The organism is Bacillus sp. KNSH39 (genome assembly GCF_052656585.1).
In genome coordinates this window covers 4,413,967-4,440,524 of sequence record NZ_JBQXYO010000001.1, presented here as the reverse complement: position 1 = coordinate 4,440,524, position 26,558 = coordinate 4,413,967, and the positions used below count along the sequence as shown (strand labels likewise).

Annotated in this window: 21 protein-coding genes and 3 pseudogenes; 1 reads left to right on the top strand and 23 read right to left on the bottom strand. The window is 34.4% G+C overall.

From position 1 onward, the window contains the following. Positions 1-26 precede the first annotated feature (26 nt). The 16 genes and pseudogenes from ACUL40_RS22700 to ACUL40_RS22625 all read right to left on the bottom strand — a co-directional run bounded on the left by ACUL40_RS22700 (position 27) and on the right by ACUL40_RS22625 (position 14,948). Positions 27-845 (bottom strand): methyl-accepting chemotaxis protein, encoded by an 819-nt coding sequence (locus tag ACUL40_RS22700; protein ID WP_432804035.1) that lies wholly within the window; start codon positions 843-845, stop codon positions 27-29. A 120-nt stretch (positions 846-965) separates the two neighbouring features. Then, positions 966-1,868: pseudogene (locus tag ACUL40_RS22695) on the bottom strand (cache domain-containing protein); the annotation flags it as partial. A gap of 422 nt (positions 1,869-2,290) precedes the next feature. Further along, entirely contained in the window at positions 2,291-3,046 is a 756-nt protein-coding gene (locus tag ACUL40_RS22690) for a C39 family peptidase (RefSeq protein WP_033689701.1), read from the bottom strand. Between the two features lie 7 nt (positions 3,047-3,053). Next, positions 3,054-3,875: a hypothetical protein gene (locus tag ACUL40_RS22685; RefSeq protein ID WP_000728585.1), complete on the bottom strand. Its 822-nt coding sequence runs from the start codon at positions 3,873-3,875 to the stop codon at positions 3,054-3,056. 231 nt (positions 3,876-4,106) lie between these two features. Next, positions 4,107-5,357: a sensor histidine kinase gene (locus ACUL40_RS22680; protein ID WP_000715835.1), complete on the bottom strand. Its 1,251-nt coding sequence runs from the start codon at positions 5,355-5,357 to the stop codon at positions 4,107-4,109. After that, positions 5,354-6,025 carry a response regulator transcription factor gene (locus ACUL40_RS22675; protein WP_001238621.1) on the bottom strand — a complete coding sequence of 224 codons (672 nt, stop codon included), beginning with the start codon at positions 6,023-6,025 and terminating at the stop codon, positions 5,354-5,356. The genes ACUL40_RS22680 and ACUL40_RS22675 overlap by 4 nt, the downstream gene beginning before the upstream one ends. Before the next feature lie 195 nt (positions 6,026-6,220). After that, positions 6,221-6,925, bottom strand: a complete 705-nt coding sequence (locus ACUL40_RS22670; RefSeq protein ID WP_000821952.1) for a metallophosphoesterase family protein — start codon at positions 6,923-6,925, stop codon at positions 6,221-6,223. 438 nt (positions 6,926-7,363) lie between these two features. Then, positions 7,364-8,740, bottom strand: a complete 1,377-nt coding sequence (locus ACUL40_RS22665) for an ABC transporter substrate-binding protein (protein ID WP_445423115.1) — start codon at positions 8,738-8,740, stop codon at positions 7,364-7,366. 21 nt (positions 8,741-8,761) lie between these two features. After that, positions 8,762-9,583, bottom strand: a complete 822-nt coding sequence (locus tag ACUL40_RS22660) for a carbohydrate ABC transporter permease (protein ID WP_000635946.1) — start codon at positions 9,581-9,583, stop codon at positions 8,762-8,764. Next, positions 9,580-10,512 carry a carbohydrate ABC transporter permease gene (locus ACUL40_RS22655; protein WP_000573797.1) on the bottom strand — a complete coding sequence of 311 codons (933 nt, stop codon included), beginning with the start codon at positions 10,510-10,512 and terminating at the stop codon, positions 9,580-9,582. The genes ACUL40_RS22660 and ACUL40_RS22655 overlap by 4 nt, the downstream gene beginning before the upstream one ends. After that, on the bottom strand, positions 10,512-11,609 hold the full coding sequence (locus tag ACUL40_RS22650) for an ABC transporter ATP-binding protein (RefSeq protein ID WP_000571372.1): 1,098 nt from the start codon (positions 11,607-11,609) through the stop codon (positions 10,512-10,514). Before ACUL40_RS22650 ends, ACUL40_RS22655 begins: the two co-directional genes overlap by 1 nt. Further along, positions 11,606-12,172 carry a glycerol-3-phosphate responsive antiterminator gene (locus ACUL40_RS22645; protein WP_000472003.1) on the bottom strand — a complete coding sequence of 189 codons (567 nt, stop codon included), beginning with the start codon at positions 12,170-12,172 and terminating at the stop codon, positions 11,606-11,608. The genes ACUL40_RS22650 and ACUL40_RS22645 overlap by 4 nt, the downstream gene beginning before the upstream one ends. A gap of 308 nt (positions 12,173-12,480) precedes the next feature. After that, positions 12,481-12,756, bottom strand: a pseudogene (locus ACUL40_RS22640) (GNAT family N-acetyltransferase); the annotation flags it as partial. Positions 12,757-12,898: 142 nt separating this feature from the next. Next, entirely contained in the window at positions 12,899-13,768 is an 870-nt protein-coding gene (locus ACUL40_RS22635; RefSeq protein ID WP_000287336.1) for an ankyrin repeat domain-containing protein, read from the bottom strand. Positions 13,769-14,054: 286 nt separating this feature from the next. Then, a complete protein-coding gene (locus tag ACUL40_RS22630) occupies positions 14,055-14,558 on the bottom strand; it encodes a nitrous oxide reductase accessory protein NosL (protein WP_000865665.1) in 504 nt (167 codons plus the stop codon). A gap of 135 nt (positions 14,559-14,693) precedes the next feature. Next, entirely contained in the window at positions 14,694-14,948 is a 255-nt protein-coding gene (locus ACUL40_RS22625; RefSeq protein WP_000857376.1) for a hypothetical protein, read from the bottom strand. A gap of 254 nt (positions 14,949-15,202) precedes the next feature. Here ACUL40_RS22625 and ACUL40_RS22620 point away from each other — a divergent pair, with 254 nt between their 5' ends. Further along, entirely contained in the window at positions 15,203-16,507 is a 1,305-nt protein-coding gene (locus ACUL40_RS22620) for a CitMHS family transporter (RefSeq protein ID WP_000880464.1), read from the top strand. A gap of 46 nt (positions 16,508-16,553) precedes the next feature. Here ACUL40_RS22620 and ACUL40_RS22615 read toward each other — a convergent pair whose 3' ends face one another. The 7 genes and pseudogenes from ACUL40_RS22615 to colA form a co-directional block, all read right to left on the bottom strand. After that, the gene (locus ACUL40_RS22615; protein ID WP_000503461.1) at positions 16,554-17,246 is read right to left on the bottom strand and encodes a response regulator; all 693 of its coding nucleotides are present in this window, start codon (positions 17,244-17,246) and stop codon (positions 16,554-16,556) included. 2 nt (positions 17,247-17,248) lie between these two features. Next, on the bottom strand, positions 17,249-18,856 hold the full coding sequence (locus ACUL40_RS22610; RefSeq protein WP_002025277.1) for an ATP-binding protein: 1,608 nt from the start codon (positions 18,854-18,856) through the stop codon (positions 17,249-17,251). Between the two features lie 151 nt (positions 18,857-19,007). Beyond that, positions 19,008-19,868: a methyl-accepting chemotaxis protein gene (locus tag ACUL40_RS22605; protein ID WP_370622813.1), complete on the bottom strand. Its 861-nt coding sequence runs from the start codon at positions 19,866-19,868 to the stop codon at positions 19,008-19,010. Between the two features lie 81 nt (positions 19,869-19,949). Beyond that, positions 19,950-20,984 (bottom strand): annotated as a pseudogene (locus ACUL40_RS22600) (HAMP domain-containing protein); the annotation flags it as partial. Between the two features lie 248 nt (positions 20,985-21,232). Next, entirely contained in the window at positions 21,233-22,801 is a 1,569-nt protein-coding gene (locus tag ACUL40_RS22595) for a flotillin family protein (protein ID WP_445423116.1), read from the bottom strand. 12 nt (positions 22,802-22,813) lie between these two features. Then, positions 22,814-23,362: an NfeD family protein gene (locus ACUL40_RS22590; protein ID WP_000242445.1), complete on the bottom strand. Its 549-nt coding sequence runs from the start codon at positions 23,360-23,362 to the stop codon at positions 22,814-22,816. A 246-nt stretch (positions 23,363-23,608) separates the two neighbouring features. Beyond that, a complete protein-coding gene (gene colA / locus ACUL40_RS22585) occupies positions 23,609-26,506 on the bottom strand; it encodes a collagenase ColA (RefSeq protein WP_001036408.1) in 2,898 nt (965 codons plus the stop codon). Positions 26,507-26,558: the final 52 nt, after the last annotated feature.

The following is a 26,558-nucleotide window of genomic DNA, read 5'->3' as shown; positions in this document are numbered from 1 at the left end:
ATTTTCACCTTACTTATCTGCTGTTATTATACTTTAAATTTACTAGTCATCGCTTGTAGTTCTTCTGCCATCTCAGCTAAGTTTTGCGAAGCTGAACTAATTTCCTCCATGGAATTAACCTGTTCTTCTGTTGAAGCTGCAACACTTTGCATACTAGCTGTATTTTCTTCTGCAGCAGCTGCAATTTCATCAATAGCATTTGTCACTTCATTTGCATCCCCAGCAATTCTCTTCGTTGTTTCTACCATTTGATTAACTTGAGAAACAATATGTGTAGTAGAACTTAAAATTTCCGTAAAACTTACTTTCGTTTTTGTTACAACATCAAGGCCCTGTTGAACTTCTCCATTCACATTATCCATCGCCTTAACAGTATGTTCAATATCCGCCTTAATTTCTGCAATTAAATTTGCAATCTCTCCAGATGACTCTCCTGATTGCTCTGCTAATTTTCTAACCTCATCTGCTACAATAGCAAATCCTCGCCCCTGTTCACCTGCTCTTGCTGCTTCAATAGCCGCATTTAAAGCTAATAAGTTTGTTTGAGTTGCGATGTTTTGAATTGCTTCAGAAATAGCTCCTACTTGCTTTGATTTCTCATCAAGCAGTTTAATAATAGCATCTGACTCGGATACCGACCTAGAAATAGACTGCATTTGTTTTGCAGTTTGTTCAACTAAATCTTCTCCCTCTTCAGCTCTTTCTCGCGCATGTAATGAGGAAATAGAAATTGACTCTGCGCTTCCAGTTACATCTTGAATTGCTGTATTTACTTGTTGCAATGTAGCCGCACCTTCTTCAACACCTTGACTTTGTGATTCAGCCCCACCTGATACTTGTTCCATTGCAATTGTAATTTGATCTGTCGCATCATTTGCTTGCTGTACGCTCGCTGTTAACTCTTCTGCCGATGCTGCAACATGTTCTGCTGAAAAGCTAATTTGGGTAATAACATCTTGTAAAGACGTAGACATTTCATTAAATGAATTCCCTAATTTCCCTATGTCATCCTTGGAATGGATTGTAATTTTCTCTGTTAAATCTCCCTTACTAATTTTATATGCCGATTCAGCTATTTTTCGTAATGGCCTTGTAATAGACTTTGTAATGAAATAAATTAATATACTACCAAATGCAATAGCGATAGCAATGACAATCAAAGTCTTATAAAACACTGGACTGGCAGCTTGGGTAATTTCTTCATCGAACATAACACCAACTACTTTCCAGCCCGTTTTCTCATTTGTTGCAAAGATTAAATTCTTTTTATCATCTTGTTCTGTATAAGACACATTTCCTTGTTTATCTTCATAAATTGGTTTAATCCAAGGATCAGTAACTTTTGCACCTGGTTTTCTAGATGGATGACTAACAATTTGCTTATTTTGATCTAAAATAACTGCATAACCTTTTTCACCAATGTTAATCATTTTGGAAATTTTTAAGATGTTATCTAAATTTAAATTAATTCCTATAACACCTTTACCATCTTTTACTTCTTTCGCAATCGTCACTACCATATTTTTTGTAGATGCTGACTGATATGGCGCAGTAACAATTACTTTCCCTTTATTTTCATGTGCTTCTTTATACCAAGATCTATCTGTTGGATTATACCCATCAGCCATTTGAATAAATGGTTCTCTTATAAACTTTCCCGTCTCTGTTCCAATATAAATACCTTCTACTTCTGGATGAAGCTTTATATATTGTGCTAACTTCGTTCTTACTATTTCTTCTTGTCCATTTAGATATGTATCCTCTGTTAAGATGTCTGCAAAGTACGTCGCATCAACAAATTTCTCTTCTATATTTTGAGAAATAACAGTATTTAAAATCGAAATATTCTCCTTTGCCTTATCTGTCATTTGATGCTCAAAATTTGTTTTGGCAGTTTGATATGAAACACCACCGATAATAATTCCTGGTATAGTTAAAATAATAAAAAATGAAATGATTAATTTTTTATTGATACTCATACATTTAACCCAGTTAAATATTTTTTGCATAATAAGCCTCCTTTATGTAATGTGGATACTTGTGTCATTTTATACAATTAATATATATAAAACAATATATAATGATAATATGTAATTTTTTCGTCAATTATGCATTTTTGCATATCCACTCCTTATACGTATTTTAATCATAAAAATAAGAGAACTTTAGCATTATATATGCTAAAGTTCTCTTATTTCTTAACAGCTTCTACTCTATAAAACTTCTCTTATAATCCTCAAATCTTTACCCTTCGCCTTATAGTCATATTACTAAAACTCTTCGTCCTAATTTATTTAGCGCTCTTTACATAACTAATTGCCTGACTTCCCATTTGTACCCATGCCTGTTCAAAGGTTTCTCTCGGTACTTTTACATCTAAGCTATCCTCAAGTGGATCTCGAATATATACAGATTCCTGATCATACCCAATAAGTACAACACAATGTTCATTATACGTAATAGAAACATCTCCACTATTTGTTTCCCATGTAGTAAATTCAGCTTCATCTAATGGTGCAAATGTTGCATTTGTGATCATGACTACAGGTTGCCCTGCTTTTATACTCTTATAAATTTCTTCTATATTCTTCCCTGTTAAGTCTACAGCTTTATTAGGTAAATATTTTTCCGCTAACTGAAAAAGTGGCCCATGATATACACCATATCCCGATTCAGAAAATGTATAAATATTACCTACAAATCCTTCATTCGGATTCCCGCGCACACCATCGTCTATAAAATCAACTTTTTTTATTTCATTTGCTAATGTCATCTTATCCACTGAAACACCAGCGTATTGTAACATCATCGCTAAGCTCGTCACTTCACAGCCTCTATCCAATTCTGGTAACTGCTGAATTAAGGGAACATTTGCTAAGATGACTTTTTCATCGTTATTACTAAACTCCGTTTCTTTTCCTCTTTGTATATTTGAGAATGTTAACTTCTCTACATACTTTGGAATTCCATTTGTATATACACTCCATATTGCTGCACCTAGTAAAGCTGTACATATATACCACTTCAATTTTCTTATCGCTTTCACACCCTTATTAATTCGTTAAATAAGAATAAAATGCGTCAGCATCCGTTCGTACCATCGGTACAAAATTTAGTTCTTTTCCTTTTTCAGGCTGATCTTTTTTTATCTTTTCCGCTAACTCTTGAATATTCATATTCATTTTATCCATATTAAGCTCATCTGCCATTTGTAGCACCTTTTGTTCATTAATTTCTCTTAATATTTGATATATATCTTTACCATACAAATCAATATGATGTTTTTTTGCTTCTTCTTGTACTTTTTGTTCGTACACTTCTTGTGCTAACTCTTCAATTTCTTTTCCTTTTTGAGAAATATCTAACTTTCCTGCTTCTTCTCTTACTTTCTTTCCGTAGATTTCTTCCGCGATGTCTTCGATTTCTTTTCCATCTGTCGAAATACCTAATTTATCTGCTTCATCTTTAATTTTAATCGCATTAATTTGAGTAATTAAATCTACAATTGATGTATTCTCTATAGATATACCTAGCTTTAACGCTTCTTGCTTTACTTTTGTTTCATAGATTTCTTCTGACAGCATCCCAACATCTTTTCCTTCAATCGATATGCCTAACTGCTCTGCTTCCCTTCCTACTTCTGTTTCATGAATTTCTTTTTCTAGTGTAATTTGTTCTTTTCCTTCCGTTTCAATACCTAGTTTCTCTGCTTTTTCTTCTGTATGCACTGCATGTATCTTACCATTGTTCAATTGTTCTTTACTGCGCTGCGTGTAATCTGTCTTTCCTTTTTGTGTTTCAGAAGGAGAGGCCCCCCCTAATATACTTAAACTCATTACTCCAATAGTGAATACCGTCATCATTTTCTTTTTCAAAATTAATTCCTCCCTCTTATACTTTCTTTCCCATCATTCCCCTAGTTTTTTTAATACTATACATACATCTCATCGCTGCTTGAGATAACATTATGATTGATAAACCCCACTCACATACACCTAATCTCTTCTTCATGTAACGAACTTTCTTTATGCCATACATAATATAAATAGTTTCTTAACTTTCCCTTAAAAAAAGACGACCTTGTAAAAACAAGGTCGTCTTCTTACTTATATTTTTTGATTTTTAGGGAAAATCACTTCAAAACAAGTGCCATCTCCCCATTTGCTCTCTACTGATATTTTTCCGTAATGCTTTTCTACAATCCAATTTGCGATTGAAAGACCTAATCCAGCTCCTTCTGACGTACTTCTTGCTTTATCCCCTTGATAAAAACGATCAAATAATTTCGGAATATCTTCTTCTTTCACTCCTATCCCGTCATCTTTCACCTGTATGCGAATTGAACTACTCGTTTGCGTGCAATCAATTTGAATATGCCCACCTTCGTTTGTATACTTCATCGCATTATCTAACAGTATGACCATCATTTGATGAATCCGCTCTCTATCCCCCATAAAAGATACACCACGTTCTACTTTTAGCATCATTTCTTTTTCTTGATAAGAAGCAATCTCTTTATATGGAGCTACTATTTCTTCTAACAATTTATCAAGTTCAAATATTTTCTTATCCATCTCAATTTGATTAGAATCAGAACGTGCTAGCAATAATAAATTACTAACGAGTTTCGATAACCGCCTACATTCTTTTGAAATTGTAGAAATATCCATCGCTTTTTCTTCTATCGTAGCGGATGGTGACTGGAATAAAACATCCGTTTTTGATTGAATAACTGCAAGTGGTGTCCTGAGTTCATGTGATGCATCAGAAACGAATTGTTGCTGTTTCTCCCATGAACTTTGAATAGGTACAAGTGCTCTACCAGCTAGGAAAAAGCCAATACCTATCGCACAGAGGCTTCCTATACTACAACCTATAACAAGAATTAAAAATAAAGTATTTAACATTCCTTCTTCCGCTGTTATATCTCGCACGATTTGAACTATTTCTCCATCTTTTTGAAGCGAAAATGCTCTAAAATATCGTCCTTGTACTTCAATATCTTGTAACTCCTCTAATTTTTCGGGAGAAAAACTTTCCAAATTCTCTTCAAAAATAGAACGGAATTTACGGTTATCGCCCTCTATTTTCACTATTTTCCCATTCCAAGTTATTCTAGTTACTCGCGGATCTCCAATTTGGATATTCTCCATGCGTTTTCTTGGTGGTACTTTAACATCTAATTTTTCTCTATACTGAGCTATCATTTTTATAGATTGATCTACTTCACTATAAATACGCTTGTATGTGTACGAATAAATAATACTGCCTAATATACCTATTAATAGAATAAATACTAATGAGTTCACTATAGTCAAACGAATGCGTGTTTTTTGAAACATACTTCCTTTTTTCATTGTTCTTTTAATATATATCCAATACCTCGAACGGTTTGAATATCTTTCTGATAACCGAATGGCTCTAATTTTTTACGTAAATGATGCACATACACTTCTACAATCGCTACTGTCGTATCTGAATCAAATCCCCAAACACGATCAAAAATTTGTTCACGCATTAAAATCTTTCCGCTATTTTGAACAAGGTACTCTAGAAGCTCATATTGTTTTAATGATAACTTCATACCTTTTCCATCTACTTGAACATCTTTATCTTTTCCGAACAATTCAATGCCTTTATAGCGAATTGTTTGCTGCGTTGTTAAACTACCACTTCTGCGTAGTAAAGCACGAATTCTCGCTTTTAATTCAGGGGCCTGAAATGGCTTAACAATATAGTCATCTCCACCAAAGTCCAATCCCTTCACCCGATCTTCTAAAGAATCTCTCGCTGTCAAAAACAGGACTGGTGTTTCAATCTTTTCATCTCGTATTTTTTGAATCACTTCAAATCCGTCCATCCCTGGCATCATCACATCCAGCAAAATTGCATCATATATATTTTGAAGAGCTAAAAACAATCCATCTTCTCCATTTATTGCCGTATCTACTTCAAATTCATCACGTAAAATTTGTACGATAGACTCTAATAACGAAGCATTATCTTCTACTACAAGTAAACGCATGCTCTCACCTTCCATCAAATAGTTCAATTCTATTTATTATTACATTTCTTCTCTTCATAACAAAAGAATGTAGTTACATTACGTAATTTCATTTTTAACTATTTCCTTCTAAAATTTTGAAGTTTTATTATAAAAACTTTGTCTTAAATTTAGCTTAATAAAAAATTGAAAGAAATAAGATTCCTCTTATCTCTTTCAATTTTTTATTACATATACCTTTTTACTCGGCAACTCTAAACAATTTAGCTGACCGCCATACACAGCCCCGCCATCAATCCCAATAATACGATTACTACCAAAATACACTCCGCAATCCTCACTACCATGAAGCGTTTTTGTTTCCGTATGCCCAAATACAATAACCTTTTCACCGCTATATCCATTATGAAATTCATTACGGATCCACATTAATGTATATGGTTCAGATTCAGAAACTCGTTTCATCGGTTCAACCCCAGCATGTACAAATATATACTCTTCTGTTTCAATGTAATGATCTAATTCTTGAATAAACTTTATATGTTCCTCTAATACACGAGAGTGTAAAATCGGTTTTTGGAAGTCTTTCTCATTAACCGCAATATCTTCTTCTACAAATCCATAGCTATATAATGTCTTATCTCCACCATTTCTTTTTACCCAATGGTTCCATGAACGTTCCTCATTTGTCGTTAACGCCTTAATCATCATATCTTCATGATTTCCTTTTAAAATGAGTGCTCCCTCTTTTTTCAATTCTCTTACCTTTTCAATTACAGCACGCGCATTTGGACCACGATCTACATAATCTCCCAGTAAGATTAATTGATCCTGTTTCGCATCATATTGAGCTTCTTCCAATAAATGTTCGAACTTTTCTATCTCTCCATGAATATCACTAATAACAAGAATTCTTTTCATATTATCCCCCCCTCTTTCTAATTATAGTTCAAAACGACAGAAAGTTCAGAATTAAAATCCCGCATTAACGGGCAGTAAGCCCCCCACTGATTACAGTTTCACTTTATTACAAACTAAACTATTATCCTTACAACAATGTAAGTCTCTTGTCATCCAATTCGATAGTTGTAATTACTGTATTTCCTTATACTGAGAGTAAGAAATGAAACAAAAAATAAGGAGAGATGAGAGATGAAAAAAGTAATGGACGTTGTAGTAGCGGTAGTAGAGGTTTTCGTAAATGGTAAACAAGTCGCAATGGAGTTAAATAAATAATGAAAAGGACAACATTCACTCTAGACCCTTTACTCATATAAAAGAGATAAGACTTCATCATTTCTTTGATCCCTTATCTCCCTATAAAGAAAGCCGTATCCCTTTTAAGGATACGGCTTTCTCTTATTTTTGACTCGTACGAGCTGAAATGCTAATTGCTCTATCTGTTGCTTTGGCAGCTTCATCTAACGCTTCTTTACTATTCTTCCCGTCATACATCGCTTCTAATGCTTTTACAACTGCATCTCGTGATTCTGAGAATACACTAATTAAAGCCCCTTGTGTTGCTGGAGATTGCTTCGTCGCTTGCAATTGATCTACTGTTACTTTCAACTGTGGATATTTTTCATATTGCTCTTTTACTAATGGCTCATTATATGCATCTGGATTAATTGAGAAATAACCTGTTGCAGTATGCCATTTTGCTTGTACGTCTGGCTTCGTTAAATATTTCATAAAGTCCCAAGCACCTTGTTGCGTTTCTTCTGAAACCATATTCGTCATCCATAATGATGCTCCACCAATAACAACACCATTTTGTTTCGAATCCTCAGGATACGGAATATATGAAACACCTACATTAAACTTAGATGCATCGATTAAATCACGAACACCTGCTGAAGAATCTAAATACATAGCAACTTGTCCAGATTGGAACGCGGCACGAATATCATCCCAACTTGCTCCATACTTTCCAAGTGCGCCAGCTTTATTTAAATCATCTAACATTCCAAATACTTTCTGTCCTTCTTTACCGTTAAATACCGCCTTCTTTGCAGCATCTTTACGGCCGTTTTCGTTATCTACATATAAAGCACCTTGTGTCGCTAACAATTCTTCAAAGAACCAACCGTAGTTAAGCATGGAGAATCCATATTGTTTTACATTTCCGCCTTCTTTAATCGTTAACTTTTTCGCTGCTTCTTGTAATTCCGCATATGTTTTTGGAGCTTTCTCTGGATCTAAGCCCGCCTTTGCAAAAGCATCTTTATTATAAATTAATACTGGTGTAGATGAATTAAATGGCATAGAATACATTTTTCCATCAACTGAATAATAATTTGTAATTGCTTTTTCTAATTTTGACGTATCGTACTTATCTTTTTTTATCCAGCTATCAATTGGTGTGATTTTTTTGCTATCAATCATATATTTCGTTGTAATTTCACTCGATTGAACAAGAGCTGGCGCTTCTTTCGTTGCAGACATCGTTCTAAATTTCGTTAAAGACTCTTCATATGTCCCTTGGAACTCTGCCTTTATCTCATATTTATTTTGCGACTTATTATAGTCTGCAACAAGACCATCTAATACTCCTTGTGTTTTTCCACCCATCGCATGCCAGAAGCGAATTACAGTTTTATCACCATTTTTTTCAACAGGTGCTACTTTTGCCTGTACTTCAGGTTTTCCCTCTGTTTTACTATTTGAACAAGCTGCACTAGATAATACCATTGTTGCTACCATTAATAGAGCAGCACCTTTTTTAACTAGACTCATTTAAATCTCACCTTCTCTTAGTTATTTAATTGCACCTTTTGTTAATCCTTGTTGTAATTGCTTTTGCCCTAAAAATAGTAAAATCAATGTTGGAATAACGATAACCGTAACACCGGCCATTACGCTTCCCCAATCAGTTGCAACTTCTTGAGACTGAAGCTGCTTTACACCGATTTGCACTGTTCTTACTTTTTCATCAGTGGTCACTAAAAGTGGCCATAAATACATATTCCATGTTGTTAAAAAGCTATATACTCCAAGCGTAATAAAACTCGTTTTACAATACGGTATTACAACGCTGAATAAAAATCTTATATTTCCAATCCCTTCAATAAAAGCAGCTTCTTTCAGTTCATTCGGGAGTGTCATAAAATGTTGACGTAACAAGAAAATACCGAAAGCTGTTGCAAAAAACGGCACTGTCATCCCGGCGAAACTATTGATCCAGCCAAAGTTTTGAATCGTTAAAAAGTTAGGCACCATCGTTGCTTCCCACGGAATAAGCATCGTTGAAATAAACAGGAAGAAAATTAAGTTTCTCCCTTTAAACTGAAGAAAAACAAAAGCATAAGCTGCTAAACTTGATACGATAAGTTGTCCAATCATAACGACTGTCGATACAATTAAACTGTTATATAAGTATGTAAAAAGCGGTACTTTTTGAAAAATATTAATGAAATTATCAAAAGTAAACTGGGTCGGAAATAACCTTCTCATTTGAATATCGTCTGGTGTCATAAAGCTTATTAAAAATGCATACAGTACAGGAAAAAATACCATCACTGCACTAATAATGAGTAGCATGTATAATAGGAAATTTTGTTTCCACTGTTTAACAATCATTTATAATGCACCTTTCTCTCAGCAAACTTAAATTGAAGTAATGTAGCAACGAAAATGAAAACAAATAATACCATCGCTTGTGCACTTGCTGTTCCAAATTGATGATTCACAAACGCCTCTTTGTAAATCGAGTACACAATTAAATTCGTTGCATCATTTGGTCCACCGTGCGTTAAAATATCAATTTGTCCAAAGCTTTGGAACGCACTAATTAATGTTACTGTTACAATAAAGAATAAAGTTGGTGATAGCATCGGTAATGTAACACGGCGAAGCTTATATAAATAACTAGCACCATCTATAGATGCACTCTCATATAAAGACGTATCAATATTTTGTAAACCACCTAATATAACTAAAAATGCAAAACCTGTATTCACCCAAACTGTTGTAACTGATACAGAGAATAGTGCCCAGTCCGGACTCGTTAACCATGCGATTGCAGGAAGGTTCATAGAGGCTAATATATTATTAAATAATCCTACACTTGGATGAAATAAAAATAGCCAAATCACTGCACTAGCAGCTACTGATATTCCCATCGTCGAAGAAAACAGAACTCGGAATAACCCAATACCTCTTACCTTTCCATTTGCAATCAATGCAAGAAACAAAGCAAATATAATACTCGTAGGAACTGTATATAAAACAAATAATAAAGTTGATTTTATACTTTTGTAGAAGGCTGGATCAGAGAATAAATATTGATAATTTTCTAAGCCAACGAAAAGATTAGCTTCTCCATGTATATCGGTTAAATAAAAACTATAATAAATCGTCCTAAACAATGGATAGAACAGAAAAATCGAAAATAGCAAAATAGATGGCGCCAAAAACAATAATCCTATTCTTAAATCTTTCGTTCTCTCCCATAATTTTTTCTTTTTTGACACCTTTGTTTGAACTGGTAACTTACTTACTTCGATCATTATTTCGCCACCACTTTCAACTCTTCTTCAGCTACCACTTTTAAGCGTTCATTCGTGTTTTCGTTAAAGAAGCATAACTTTTCTTGCGAGAATAATAATTTTACTTTGTCACCTTTGTTCAGGAGTAACTGTCCGATAACTTTCGCACTCCAAGTTGTTCCATTTACCGCAAAGTTCAATATAGATTCATTCCCTAATACTTCTACAGATTGCAACGTCACTTCTTGTCCCTCCTCAGACAGTGCAATATGCTCAGGGCGCATGCCTATGCGAATTGTTCCTTCTGGTAATTGCTTTAACTGTCTAATAGATAATGGAATTTGCAATTGTCCTATATGTAATACACCTTTTTCTTTATTTACTTCCCCATCATTTATATTCATAGAAGGAGAACCTATAAAGCTTGCAACAAATTCGTTTGCTGGTTCGTTATATATGTTAAGTGGTGTTCCAACTTGCTGTATACTTCCTTTATTTAAAACCATGATACGATCACCCATAGTCATCGCTTCTATTTGATCGTGGGTAACGTAAATCATCGTAATTCCTAATCGCTGCTGAATTTCTCTAATTTCAATTCTCATTTGCGCACGTAATTTCGCATCCAAATTCGAAAGTGGTTCATCCATTAAACAGATTGGCGCTTGACTCACAATTGCCCTGGCAAGTGCAACACGCTGTCTTTGTCCGCCTGATAATTGGCCTGGTTTCATTTTCACATACTCTTTCAGTCCTACCATTTCAATAGCTTCCATTAATCGCTTTTGTCGCTCTTCTTTTTGTACTTTTCTTACCTTAAGTCCAAATAAAATATTTTCTTCTACAGATAAGTGTGGATATAATGCATAATTTTGAAATACCATTGATAGATTACGGTCTTTCGGCTCTAGATCATTTGCAACACGCTCATTAATAATTAAATCTCCTGAAGAAATCTCTTCTAAGCCAGCGATCATTCGTAATAATGTGCTTTTCCCGCATCCCGAAGGTCCAACTAAAACAAAAAATTCACCCTTCTTAATATGAACCGATATGCCTTTAACCGCTGTCTCTTCTGCATTTTTATATACCTTTGAAACATTTTTCAATTCAATCACAAGGTTGCACTCCTTTTTTCTTCTTGTATCCATACTTCATAATGACTTGTTGAAATCGCACTTGCTCCTGCACGAATTGCAATTTCCGCATCTTCTCGCGTTTGAATCAGCCCTCCTGCAATAATAGGAAACTCTATTTCCTCTACTAGCTGCTTAATAATAGAAGGCATAATCCCCGGCATAATCTCTACTGCATTTGGTTTAGTCGTTTTACAATTTTCAATTGATTTAGTAAGAGATAAAGTATCTACAATAAAAATACGTTGAATTGTTTTCAATCCAATTTTATTAGCATTTCGAATTGTTGAACCCTTTGTTGAAATAATACCTTGTGCCCCGATAACATCTTGAATATACAAAAGCGCTTCCTCTGTATTCGTATTTAAGCCTTGTATAAAATCACAATGAAGAAATACATCATGTCCATGTTTCTGCAATTCATATACACGCTCTGGTAATTCCAGCATTGAACCAGTCATAAGAAAAACTGTTTTCGGCAATTTTTTGTATGCTTTGTATCCTTTCCAATCCTTTATCATCGCAATATAAGGTTCTTTAAACATTTATTCCACCTAACTGTTCTATTTTTATCCAAACTAAAAACACCTACTTACATAGAACGCCTTTCTCCTTATTTGAACTCTAGGGAATAGAGCACACCTAAGAAAGTGGCACATTATATGTAAGTGGGTGTTCTCAAATGTTCTCTACCCTAGTTATTTTGTTACCTTTACTATATTACGCATTTATTAAGTCAGTTTTGATAGATTGTTAATTAGGTGTTAATCGAATGTTAATATTCACCATATCATTATTTACATTAATCTAGATATTAAAATATAAATAAATAGAACGAAACAATACTTAAAATTCAATCAATATGTAAATCCATTCCATAGTTAATGATTTTTAGTTTGCTTGCCACTGCTTGCAAACTAAAGTTATCCCAAGCAGTACTATAAAGTGGAATGCGCCTTTTCTCTTGTATTGATATGGCCCAGGCTGTAACAACATCAGTACCATATCCGTTCCCTTGAAACTCCGCTAAAGTTTCCACACTTGCCTCAGCAGCTACGGGCGTACTTCTGGCACTGCAACAAACAGAAACTACTTTTTCATTTTTTACAATTGCCAAATAAGGTTGCCTCCTTATTTACTCCATTTACCATCCATTCATAATCTATTTTTCATGTTCAAAATAAAAATCCCATTCAAATACACATTACTGAATCCATCATACTAACTGATTTCTTCATTCTGTCTATCTAAATGGGATTATTTTTCGTTTTTTACTCTACTGGTTGTTGTGGCTGTACTACTTCATTCGCTCCAGCTACCCTCAACATATTTACAATATCTTTAAAACCTCTTTTTTCAGCGTATTGCAGTGGCGTCAGATGTTCCTTGTTAGCCATGTTTACATCTGCACCGTGATCAATAAGTAATTGAATTACTTTCTTATGGTTTTCACTACCATTTCCTAATACAATTGCTTCTAATAACGCTGTTCCACCACGTTCATTTTTATAATTCACATCAATATCTGTATGCTCTAATAATTCTTTAACAACCTCTACATGGCCACGCTCAGATGCAGAAATAAGTGCTGTCCCACCTGACCTAGTCGTTTCTTTCGTATTAACTCCTGCATTAATTAATACTTTTACAATATCCGTATATCCTTCTCTACTTGCATAAAGAAGTGGATTACTTTTTTTCTCATCTTTAATTTCAATATTAGCACCTGCACCAATTAATGCTTTAACTGTCTCTACATGATTTTGGTACGTCGCTGCAAGGACAGGCGTTTCTCCGTTGTCACCTTCTACGTTTATATTCGCTCCATCCTGAATCAACTTCATAGCTGTCTCTGTGTCTCCAAGAGTAGCTGAAAGTAACAACTGTTTGTCCATTAAATTTATACTTTTCTCTTCTTTAGATTCTTCCTGTTCTTTATGCTTCTCTTTTTTCTTCTCATTTTTCACATGAACCGGTTTCGATTCTGGTTCTTCTTGCTTATCGCAAGCCACTACCGTCATTAAAAGTCCTAATAAAATACATAATAAAATTTTTTGTTTTCTCACAACTACAGCTCCTATGAAAGATAATGTTTTCTTAACCATTCCTCCATCACATACAATAACTCTTCTTGAGTACATTTATCCATAAGCCCTTTAGATTCCTTCTTTAATCGGATTATCTTAAGCTTATACTATGTTTCTCAACCTATTGAAATGATACGCCTGATGGCCCCATCATTAACATTATGAAGCAATTAGTTTAGCACGTTTTTACCGCATTTGTATACATTTCTAAAAAGTACATAAATGATTGCTTTAGGTTACTATATTCCATTGTAACCGTTCTGCTAAAAATTTTACACCTTTTCTATATTTGCACCTGAGTAATAATAGAAAAAGACAACTACATAGTTGTCTTTTTCTATTAATGATGTCCACCATGATTTCCTGCTTTCGGTTTCCCCATCATCTCTTTATTCATTTCCCATTTATGCTCTGCTAGCTCTTTATACGAAAGAACTTTCCCCTTATAGTTAGATACAAAGCTCTCTGCATCTTTTTTATTTTTAAATGAAATGACATTATAAGCCATCGGTGTCGTTATTGTTTTATCATATACGTAAGTAGCGTCTTCTAACGAAATCCAATCTTTCGAATCATAATCTCGGACAAATTTCTCTTTCGTCTTTTCATCTGAGTTGATCTCCATCCATTTATACATACAACCGATATCATCAAACTTTAACGCTTTTCCATTTTCTAAAATAATTTCTGTTGCAAATTGATTATCTGTTACCCCAATTTGGCAAATATCACATTTATCATGTTTCTCATCAATGGCAACAGCTGCTGTTTCCTTTTTCCCACACCCGACTACCGTAAATACGAAACATAAACATATAGCAAGTACGACATATTTTACTTTCATCAATATTCCTCCCTAGAAACCGTATACTCCACGAAAAGAATACCAAAAGGTTGTGTGAGATTTGTGAAAAAACAATGTGCTTTTTGTAATATAGGAAACAAAAAAAGATGTGTAGTTATTTCTACACATCTCTCATCACTCGCAACCTGTAATTAACAAATCATCTTCTAATTTAACTAATAATGTATCCGCACTAATTTCCTGTCCAACTTCTACATTTACCAATCTTATATTTCCACTAATCCCGACTGCAATTTTTTTAAGCTCACCGTCATTTTTTCGGATCATCAGTAATTTTTCCCATTCATATACGTAAGAAGATTCATTAATAAAAATCTCCTCTACTTTTCCTTCATAAGAGCTATAAATCTCTTCAATTCTCGTTTTCATATAACATCTACTCCCTATTTCACACTTCACTATTTTCATCTTATTCTACCATTCTTACGAGAAGCAGCTTACTTTTTAAAAATTCAAATTAACTACCGTGAACAAAATGAACAAAATAAAAATTATGCTTCTAATGATGTTATTTTTCAAATTATTTACCATTTGAATAGATGCTTTTATTATAAATAAAAAACCTTTTTCTGAATTTTTATTCTATTTTGAAAGCGCAATCATTCTTTTGAGGGGGAAATTACATGTTAGCACTACTTGGATTTGCGATGGTATTTGTCTTTATGTTTTTAATTATGACGAAACGTATGTCAGCGCTAGTAGCATTAATATTAATTCCGAGTGTTTTTGCATTAATTGGCGGATTCTATGCCGATATGGGACCTATGATGTTAGAGGGGATCCAAAAATTAGCACCTACTGGTATTATGCTTATGTTCGCTATTTTATATTTTGGGATTATGATTGATAGCGGTTTATTCGATCCTGTCATTAGTAAGATTTTAAAATTTGTAAAAGGAGATCCTTTAAAAATCGTTGTCGGAACGGCTATATTAACTATTATCGTTTCTCTAGATGGTGATGGTACAACAACATACATGATTACAGTTTCCGCAATGTATCCACTATATAAGCGCCTTGGAATGAACCCCCTCATATTAGCTGGAGTTGTTATGTTAGGGGCAGGGGTAACAAATCTTACACCTTGGGGTGGACCCACAGCTCGTGTTATGAGCGCACTTGGGCTTGAGGCTTCCGAATTATTTACACCTCTTATTCCAGGAATGATTGCTGGTGCAATTTGGGTTGTTTTCGTTGCCTACTATCTTGGAAAAAAAGAAAGAAAACGTTTAGGAATTATGGATGTACAGTATTTAAAACAAATGCAAACAATGGATGAGCAAGCTGCAACTGTCGAAGCAGCAGTGCATAAACGCCCTAAACTTCTATGGATTAACTTTTTATTAACCGCCACATTACTTGTCTGTCTCATACTAGAAGTTATGCCATTACCTGTTTTATTTACAGTCGCTTTTGCTATCGCTGTTATGATTAACTATCCAAACTTAGAGCAACAGAAAGAACGTATTGCTTCTCATGCTGGGAATGTATTAGCAGTTGTTTCTCTCGTATTTGCTGCCGGTATTTTCACTGGTATTTTATCTGGAACAAAAATGGTAGATGCAATGGCTAACAGTGTAGTAACTCTTATACCAGATGCACTTGGACCACAATTGCCAATTATTACAGCACTTCTCAGTATGCCATTCACATTTTTCATGTCTAATGATGCATTTTACTTCGGGGTATTACCTATTTTGACGAAAGCTGCTGCTACTTACGGAATTAGTGCAGCTGAAATGGGACGCGCTTCCTTACTTGGGCAACCCGTTCACTTATTAAGTCCTCTTGTCGCTTCCACTTATTTATTGGTCGGAATGGCAAAAGTTGATTTCGGTGAACATCAACGCTTCACTTTATTGTGGGCCGTTGGAACGACAATGGTTATGTTAATTACCGGAATTGTAATTGGGATTATTCCAATATAAGATGCAAAAAAACAGTAGAAGGAATAAAATCCTCTACTGTTTTTTATTATGAAGAAACAAGAAAATAACGTCTCTCGGGTCTCCCAACACTTCCATATATTAGCTCTGCGTGGACTTTCTTCCCAGATATCAAATACTCTAAATAACGCCTTGCCGTTGATCGGCTTACGCCTACCATTGAACTTAGCACCTCTGCTGTAATCCCTTCTTCATTAACTGTTAACATATGCTTTTTTATTTTCGCTAAAGTTAAAGGATCTATCCCTTTCGGGGCATATTCTATTTGATCTCCCTTCACCCCTCTTTGAGACCATAAATATTCAATTTGCTCCGTAGATAATTGATTATTTTTCTTTAACTGTATAATCTTTTTTTGATAGCCTTCCAGACTTGCTTTAAATCGATCAAACATTAGTGGCTTTACGATATAATCTGTTACTCCGCCCCGCAGGGCGTGCCTCACTACATCTGTTTCCGATGCCGCTGTAATCATAATAATATCTGTATCGTGCAAATGATGCCTAATATATGTGACAAGTTCCGTTCCTTGCATATCAGGTAAGTACACATCTAATAAAACAAGCTGTGGCTTCACAAGCTCTAGCCATTCTTTCGCTTGTTCTCCAGTCGTTGCCGTTCCAATTACTTTAAATCCCTCAATTTTCTCAGTAAAACGACGATGAATGTCAGCAATCCGAATATCATCTTCTACAATTAATACTTCAATCTCCTCACCCATTACTATTCGCCTCTCTCTTTCGGTAGTGCAATAATAAATAACGCACCACCTAAATCCCCTTTTTCAATTGCAATACTTCCATTTAAATCTTCTACTAACTCTTTCACTTTTGCTAATCCATATCCTCGCTCTCCTCCTTCTTTCGTCGAAAAGCCTTTATAGAATATGCTAGTAATTATTTCATCATGAATCCCTTGCCCTGAATCTTCCACTTCAATTAATATTTCTTCTCCAATATCAGTTACAAACATCCTTACTTTCTTATCATTCTCTTCATTTTTTTCAATTGCTTCAAATGCATTCGTAATTAAATTTCCTAAAATAGAAACGACATAATTACTCTCAATATGTGGACTTAATTTTTCTAAACCACTTTCTCTATCTAGCATAAAATCAATCTTCAACTCTCGTGCTCTATTATAAAATCCAATTAAAATTCCACCTAGCCATGGATTTTGAATCCGCTTCATAATAAATTGAACAAAATCTTGATATACCGCTGTTTCCTTATGAATAAGCTCTAAAGCATCTTCGTATGATTCTAATTGAATAAGACCTGAAAGCGTATACAATAAATTATTATATTCGTGCGCTTGCGCTCGTAATGCCTCTGTATATTGCTTCGTCTGAGATAATTCTGCTGTTAACTGATCCATTTCAGATTTCAAACGTAAGCTCGATACAACACCAGTTACTTTATTCTTTACTTTAATAGGTAGACGGTTCGCAATAACAGCCTGTCCTTTTATATTTAATTGGCGATCAAACTGTTCTTCACCAGTTTGAAGTACATCTAGTATCGTTGAATTAGGAATTACATTTAAAATAAATTCCCCAATAATATTTTGTTGTTTATCTAGCGAAAGAATATCATAAGCTGCTTGATTGACTAAACTAATCATGCCATTTTTATCGATTACAATAATCCCTTCACGTACAGATTGAATCACTGTACTATGCTCTTCATATAAAGATGAAATTTCTTCTGGTTCCATCCCGAACATCATTCTTTTTATACTTGCCGCTAAATATATAGAGCCGATTACTCCAATTAATAGCCCTATTATTGTAATCCAAAATACACGCTTTCCATACACTTCTACCGCTCCATGAATATCAGCCATTGAAAATCCAACAGACACCACACCAATGATTTCATTTTCCTGATTACGGATTGGAACTTTTCCGCGTAATGAAGGGCCTAATGATCCAGTTGCTTTCGAAACATATGATTTTCCTTCTAATAAAACGCCTTTATTATCTCCGCCAACCATTTTTTCTCCTATTTTATCTCGCTCAGGATGCGCATAACGAATCCCCTCTTTGTTTCCAACTACAATGAAGTCAGCCTCTGTATCCATTCGAATTTTTTCTGCGATTGGCTGAATAATAGAAGCTGGATTTTCTTTTTGAAAAGCTTCCTGAATTTCTGGTATCGCGGCAACTGTTTTCGCAACATGCAAAGCCCGTTTCCCAATTTGCTCTTCTACCGTTTCAGATAATATGTAATAAAATAAATAACTCGTTAGCAGAAGTACCACTAAAATAAGTGTACTAATAGTTAATGTAATTCTCGGTTGGAGTTTTAATTTTTTTAATTTCAAAACCATTCCCCTAACATGATTAAAGATAGAATTTAAAGAATATACAGTCTCTTTAATTATACTTAATCATAACACGGTTACTCTATATTTCTTTATTTTTCTCTTCATAAAAAAAGAAACGAAGTAAAATTATTACCTCGTTTCTTAATATTTGTTATTACACTTTAAACTTACTAATCATCTCTTGTAATTCTTCTGCCATTTGTGATAAATGGACTGCTGCTGCATTTATTTCATCTACTGAAGCTAATTGTTCTTCTGAAGAACCAGCAATATTTTGAACGCTTGCTGCATTTTCTTCAATTGTAGCTGCAATTTCATTAATAGATGCACTTACTTGTTTTGCATCTACCGTCATTTGTTTTGCTACATCTACCATGCTATCAATTTGTACAACTGTATCATTTGTAGACTTCAATATTTCGGCAAAGCTTTGCTTCGTTTCATTTGCAACTACAAGTCCTGATTGTACTTCTGCTCCAACTTGATTCATAGAGCTTACTGTTTCTTTTATATCAAATTGAATCTCTTTCACTAGTTTCCCAATTTCCGTAGAAGACTGTCCTGATTGTTCTGCTAGCTTTCGCACTTCATCTGCTACAATTGCAAATCCTCTTCCTTGCTCTCCAGCTCTCGCAGCCTCAATTGCCGCATTTAACGCTAATAAATTTGTCTGTTCTGCAATATGTTGAATCACTTCAAGGATTGCTCCAATTTGTTTCGACTTATCGTCTAACAAACCAATGATTTTGTCTGACTGTGAAACAGACTCATGAATTAATTGCATTTGATTCACAGTTTGTTCAACTAACTTCCCACCATTTTCAGCTTTTTTCTTCGTATACATAGAGGCTGTAGATACTAATGAAGAACTATCTGCAACACGCTGAATTCCTTCTGTAACTTCTTCTAACAATGTTGCTCCTTCTTCAACTTCTTTCGTTTGTATTTCTGCACCACTTGATACTTGCTCTATCGCCTGTGTAATTTGTTCCGTTGCTTCGCTTGTCTGCTTCATACTAGCTGTTAATTCTTCTGAAGATGCCGCTACATGACTTGCTGAAGTGTTTATATTGGAAATGACACTTTGTAACGATGCAGCCATCTCGTTAAAACTTTCTCCTAGCTGTCCAATTTCATCTTTAGAATGAACTGTAATTGATTCTGTTAAATCACCTTCACTAATCTTCTTCGATGATATGACAAGTTGTTTTAACGGTTTAATAATAGACGCAATTATGAAGTAAATTACAATCCCACCGATTATTAGTGAAATTCCAAGAACAGTTACTGTTTTATAGAAAATAGGTTCAGCCGCTTCGATAATTTCTTTGGAAGGCATAATTCCTGCTATTTTCCACCCAGTTTTCTTATTCGTTTTAAAAGTGATATTGCGATCTTCACCATCTAATGAATAATGAAAATCCCCAGCTTCCTGTTTATACAATTCTTTACTAAGTTTCTCTTCTAATTTCTCTCCTGGCTTCATTTTCGGGTGCGCTACTACATTTTTATCTTGATCAAATATCGCTACATATCCTTCCTTACCAATATTAACCATCTTGGAAGTAGTAACAATATTATTAATGATTAAGTCAATCCCAAGAACTCCACTTTTATCCTCGTTTTGTTTTGCTAGTGTAATAACAATATTCCCTGTCGTTTTTGACTTATATGGAGCAGTTACAATTACCTCTCCACTTTTCTTCACGGCCTCTTTATACCAATCTCTTTCTGTAGGATTATATCCATCTGGCATCTGAATAGCTGGTGATTGAATGAACTGTCCATTACCAGATCCTGTATAGATTGCTTCCATTTCTGGATGCAGTTTATTGTATTCTTCTAGTTTATTTTGTATGTTTTGAATTTGATCTGCGTGGTAACTTGATTGTGTGAATAATTTCGTAAAATAAGTTGCATCTACTTTTTTACTATCCAATTCTTTATTAATTACATTATCCAAAATTTTTATATTATCTTTCGCCGAGTTTAAAATCGTTTCATTAAAATTCGTCTTCGCCTGTTGATAAGACGTCCAACCAATTACAATACTTGGAAGAATTAAAATAATAATAAATGATACAAGTAACTTTGTTTTTAAACTACTACTCCTTAATTTCCCTTGAAACATACTTCTACCCCTCCATACCGTTTTAAATGTAATTAATTAACATTTAATCTTTCTATAAAAATAATACGATTTAAATGTATCAATGAGACTCTCTATCTTTTTATACATCTAAAGAATTGATACATATCTTTTTCATTCTATATAAATTAAATAATTAAAACAATGTATAAAAATGTATATTATTCGAAATGTTATAATTCATAGGAGAACCTCTAGTATTTCACTTACTAGAGGTTCTTTCCACCTTACTATTCTTTATCTACTTCTTTTTTCTTATTATCTACTACAGATACAACAGGTTTATCACTTGATAATTGTTGCACTGCTCCTTTTCCTGCAAATCCTTCTAATAGCTCTTTTAAGTCAATTCCAGAAGAAGCCTTTAACGTTTCTTGCATCGTTGCCATTAAATCAGTCGCATAGCCCGCAACTTTTCCGGCCCCGCTATTTTTACCACCGCCGCCTGTATCGACAACTGTGATTTTATCAATATTACTAAGCGGACTTGCAACTTCCTTCGCATAACTTGGAAGCATTTTAAGAACCATATCCATAATTGCCGCTTGACCATATAATTCAAATGCTTCAGCAATTTTTTGTTTCGCTTCTGCTTCTGCTAAACCTTTTAATCTAATAACATCTGCTTCTGCTGTACCTTGCGCTTTTTGTACTTCCGCTTTCGCTTGACCTTGCGCTTTTTCGATTTCCGCCTTCGCTAAACCTTCCACACGTACTTCTTCCGCACGAGCTCTCGCTTCAGCTTCAATCTTATATTGATCCGCATCTGCCTTTTTAATTTGTTTTACTTTTTCTGCTTCTGCTGATTGCTCAACAGCATAACGATCTGCATCTGCTTTTTTCTTAACTTCTGCATCGTATTGCTTTTCACGACGCGCAATCTCTTTTTCTTCTAACTCGATTTGCTTTTCACGCTCAATGATTTTAACGCGCATTTGCTCTTCTGTAACACCTTGTTGTGCTTTCGCTTGTTGTAATTCGTAAGAAAGATCCGCATCTGCACGTGCTTGCTCTTGTTCTCTCTTATAGGACTGTACTTTTAATTCTTTATGTTTTTCAGCTTCAGCGATTTGTGCATCACGTTGATATTCTGCTTCTTTTGCCTCTTTTTCAGCACGTGCTTTTTCAATACGTGCTTCTTTTTCACGCTCTGCATTTGCAATTGTTGCATCACGCTTAACTGTCGCAATTTGCGGCTGACCAAGCGCATCTAAGTATCCGTTTTTATCCATTATTTCTTTAATTGTGAAAGAAACAATGCGAAGTCCCATCTTCTTTAAATCTGTAGAAGCTACTTCATGTACCTTTTGAGCAAATTGCTCTCTATTACTATACGCATCCTCTACTGTCATAGAAGATAAGATTGCACGTAAGTGACCTTCTAAAACCTCTTTTGCTTCTACTTTTAACTCTTCTGTTTCTTTTCCTAAATATTGCTCAGCTGCAGTAGATACTTCTTCAATTGTAGAACCTACTTTAATAATAGAAACACCATTTACTGTAACTGGAACACCTTGCTTCGTATACGTATCACGTGTACCAACTTCTAATTTGTAGTTTAATAGGCTTAAAGGCTCTGCTCTTTGCATAATTGGAACTACGAAAGTACCGCCCCCGCGGATAATCTTAATCTTCTTTCCATCATCAGTGGTAACAACATTCTTTCCTCCACCAAGCCAGTTCCCTGTAACAATTAACGCTTCATCTGGACCAACCGTACGATACTTCGTAATGAATACTAAAATGAGTAGAATTAAAATTGCCAGTAAAACTCCACCGATAATTAATGGAATCGTCATGTAAATTCCCCCTTATAATTTTGGTTTTTTTAAAGAATAAGCGATGTTTTGTACAAGTAAAACACCATCTTGGACTCCCTCGATAATAACCTCTGTGCCTTGCGAAATATCTTTTTTTCCAACAGTTTTAGCTGGGATTGCATTACTTCCAAATTGGGATAAAATTAATACTTCACCAAATCCTTCTGTAGGAATTGTCGTAATGACTTCTCCTTTGCAACCGATAAATTCATCCATACGTTGTACGGTATTTTGTTCTGCTTCTGCAATCGGTTTTAAAATTAGTATTTTCATGATGAAAACACCGATAAAAGATATAGCAAATGCAGCCCCGAAAATAGTAATACTATTAAAGGAAAATAAGTACTCTCCTATATAACTAAGCCCACATAACATGGCGAAGAAACTAAGTAATAAAGTAACAACGGATACAGATCCGCCCCCAAAACTAAATATCGATTCAAATATATCTCCAAAGAAGATATAAATAACAGTGAGTATAGTAGCAATAATAAATCCATATAAATAAATTGTTTCAAGTGGATAACCAAACAAGACCATTTCTTATCCCCCTTTCTTAAACAATCCCTTTTTTGTTATGTGTATGCCCCACCTCTTTCAAAGATTATAGTTCTTAATTTTCAGTTATTTACTCTTTAAAGAAAAGCCTGTAAAACAGGCCCCTAAAAAAGAACAGGAGAAACCTATTGTGACAGGCTCCTCCTAGAAAATAACCGATATATTATATATCTATATAATATACTATTTTCCACAAAAAGTAAAGTTAAACATACATTGGAAAATCACTTATTTTACTGACAATTCGTATGTTCCATCGCCATTATCATATTTATATACATACAAGTAATACTTACCTGGTTTTGCATTAAATTTTGCTTCTATATGATTCCCATTAGCTTGACCGTAAGCTGCATAATTTTGCATATCTGATTCATGGTGAAGTACCCATGTCATCCCAATTCCATACTCATTTAAAACAGAAATGTCGATATCTTTCGCTGATGCTACATTAAATGTATAAACATCAGTGTGGTCCCCGCCAATAAGACTACCTTTTATCGTACTATTTAGCCCGATACGATTTGCTTCCTCTGGACGATTATTTGGTTCTGATTCTGTTAAACTTCCATCTTTAATCGTAACAGTTGTTTCGCTTCTGCTCTCTTTTCCCTTATCATCTTTTACTCTTAACGATACTTTATAAGAACCTTCTCTTTCATATACATGTACTGGATTCACTTCTGCACTTGTGCTTCCATCTCCAAATTCCCATAAATAAGAAACAATTTTTCCATCTTCATCGTTTGAGCCATCACTTTTAAATTGAATTCCCTCTTTTACAAGACCGCTATAAGGGCCATTTATATTAACCGTTGGAGCTTTATTTTCTCCATCATCTTTTGCGATTCCATGGAAGACTACATCATATTCAAATTCATTTGAGCTATTCACACGATAATTGACGAAGTATGCTGTAACAGTTTTGTAGCCACTCCATTCTTTTTGCGCCAATTGTTCTAAAGATTCATTTACTCTTTTACTCATTGCTTTCCAATCTTCTGATTCACCTTTTGTGACACTACCTGTATACGTACCTTCTAATGTAAATGTATTAAAGAATTGAGAATTATGTTTTGTCATTTTTGTATCATTCATAGGCAACGTATCACTAATTTCTTTTTTCACTTCAGTTAACGATTTCGGTGCATGTTCAGCTAAATAATCATCTGCTACTTCCGGTACATTATATTTATCTTGATTATCAATTAACTGCTGCATATACTCTTGATACTCTTTATTTAACTTAGGATCTTTACTTAGATTTTCACGATATGCATCATAATTTTTCACGTCATTCGCACGAATCAAATCTTGAATTTTATCAAATGTTTCAAACTGATGCGTATATAAGTAAGACTGCAATGCGAACGAGTAATTATAGAAATCCCAAGAACCGTATTTAGCAAATAGTGTACGCTCTGCTGTATAACGGCTTGCAGGATCAGATGATAATCCGCTAATTATACTCTTTCTTGGTACAACGTTATTCGTACGAGTAGATCCTGCGAAAAACTCTGCATTTCCTTCTTGGAACCAAGTTAGCCTTTCATTTTGATACATATCTCCTCTTCCAAATAAACCAGGAACTTCATATCTCCCTTGCAGATAATGAGTAAATTCATGACGGAATAACTCTTCTAAACTATAAATACTTTGCTCTGGTGTACGCTCATATGTAAAGAATGTACCTGTCTCTTCAATATAAATTCCACCGTTGTTTGTTTCATATCCATACAATTGTCTATTTAACTGATATTCATCTGGACTATTATAAATTACGATCGTTAATACATCATCCGCATTTCCTGGCTCTAACGCTTTGTCATTTCCAATTACACGGTGATACTGTGCCTTTACTTCCTTCGCAGCCCAATATAGTCTCTTAATTTTTTCTTCTGATACTTTATCTCCTGTTTTGAACACAATTGATCCATCGTCGAATGTATACGTTTTTGGTAAATATTGCTCTTTTCCTTCTTTACGTATTTTCTCTAAATCTACTGTATTCCCGCTATAATCTTTACCATTATAATTTGTTGTAATTTGTTCTACCGCAACAAAATACGGTTCACTTAAGCGCGGGTACATATGCATTGCTTGTGTAACAACCTCTAATCCTTTATTTGGATTGCTATGAAACTTCCCTAAACGGCTAGCAAAATAAATTCCATTATTAACGAGCCATTTATTTTCTGACGTTACTTCATTTAGAAGAGCAATACGATTTATTTCATTAATAAACCCATCTACTTTTCCATACCACATCGTTTCATTCGCTTCTTTACGAGCCTCAGTTAAGTACGACTGTATATCATAGTCAATACCTTGCATAATATCGTATATTGCTTGTCCCTTCATTCGATCATTTACATAAGTAGTATAATTATCATTGTATTGCTTTAAAATATTCGATGCGTATTGAACCGTTTCAACATCGCTTGAAGCATTACTAATTAATTTACCGTATGCAGATACGACTGTATCTTGTTCAACTGTACCAAGCTTAAAGTTTGGATTTTTTGCGATTGCTTTTAAAGCAGGTAAACATTTATCCTGGAAGCTTCTTTCATTTAAGTCGCTTAATTCACTATTATAAAATGCAAGATAAAAAGCTGAACGCAGCACTTCAGTAAACGTTTGAATTCCTTTTGAATCATCTTTCGTAAATGTACTACCTCTATGAGCTAATTCATCTATAATGACTTGCATTTTTCCTTTATCTTTATAAAAAGCCTTTGCATCTTCATTAAACTGGAATAAGTCTGTAATTTGGTGCCATTTAATACTGCCTAACGTTTCAACTAATTCTTGGTCATTCATTTTGTTTAAATCAGCCATTGAATAGCTTTCTTTAACCTGCTTTACTGCAGTTTTCTTCGTAATAGATGCTGGTCGCTGTGAAAAATCTCCTACTTTTAAACGTTCTTGAAATGATAAAGTTTCATCAACTTTTGAAATATGTCCAACTTCATCTACCGACTTTTCAATTCCAACCGGTTTCGTTTTTAACACGTTATACGGTACTTTTTCTTCCGCTGCTGCATGAGTTTGAAGTGCGCCTAACGATAAAGCCATTGTACTAATGCTAAGCATCACTTTATTGATCTTTGATTTCTTGTTCATATCCTGACCCCCTATTTTAATATTCCATTCAAGAATTTAACACAAAATCTGG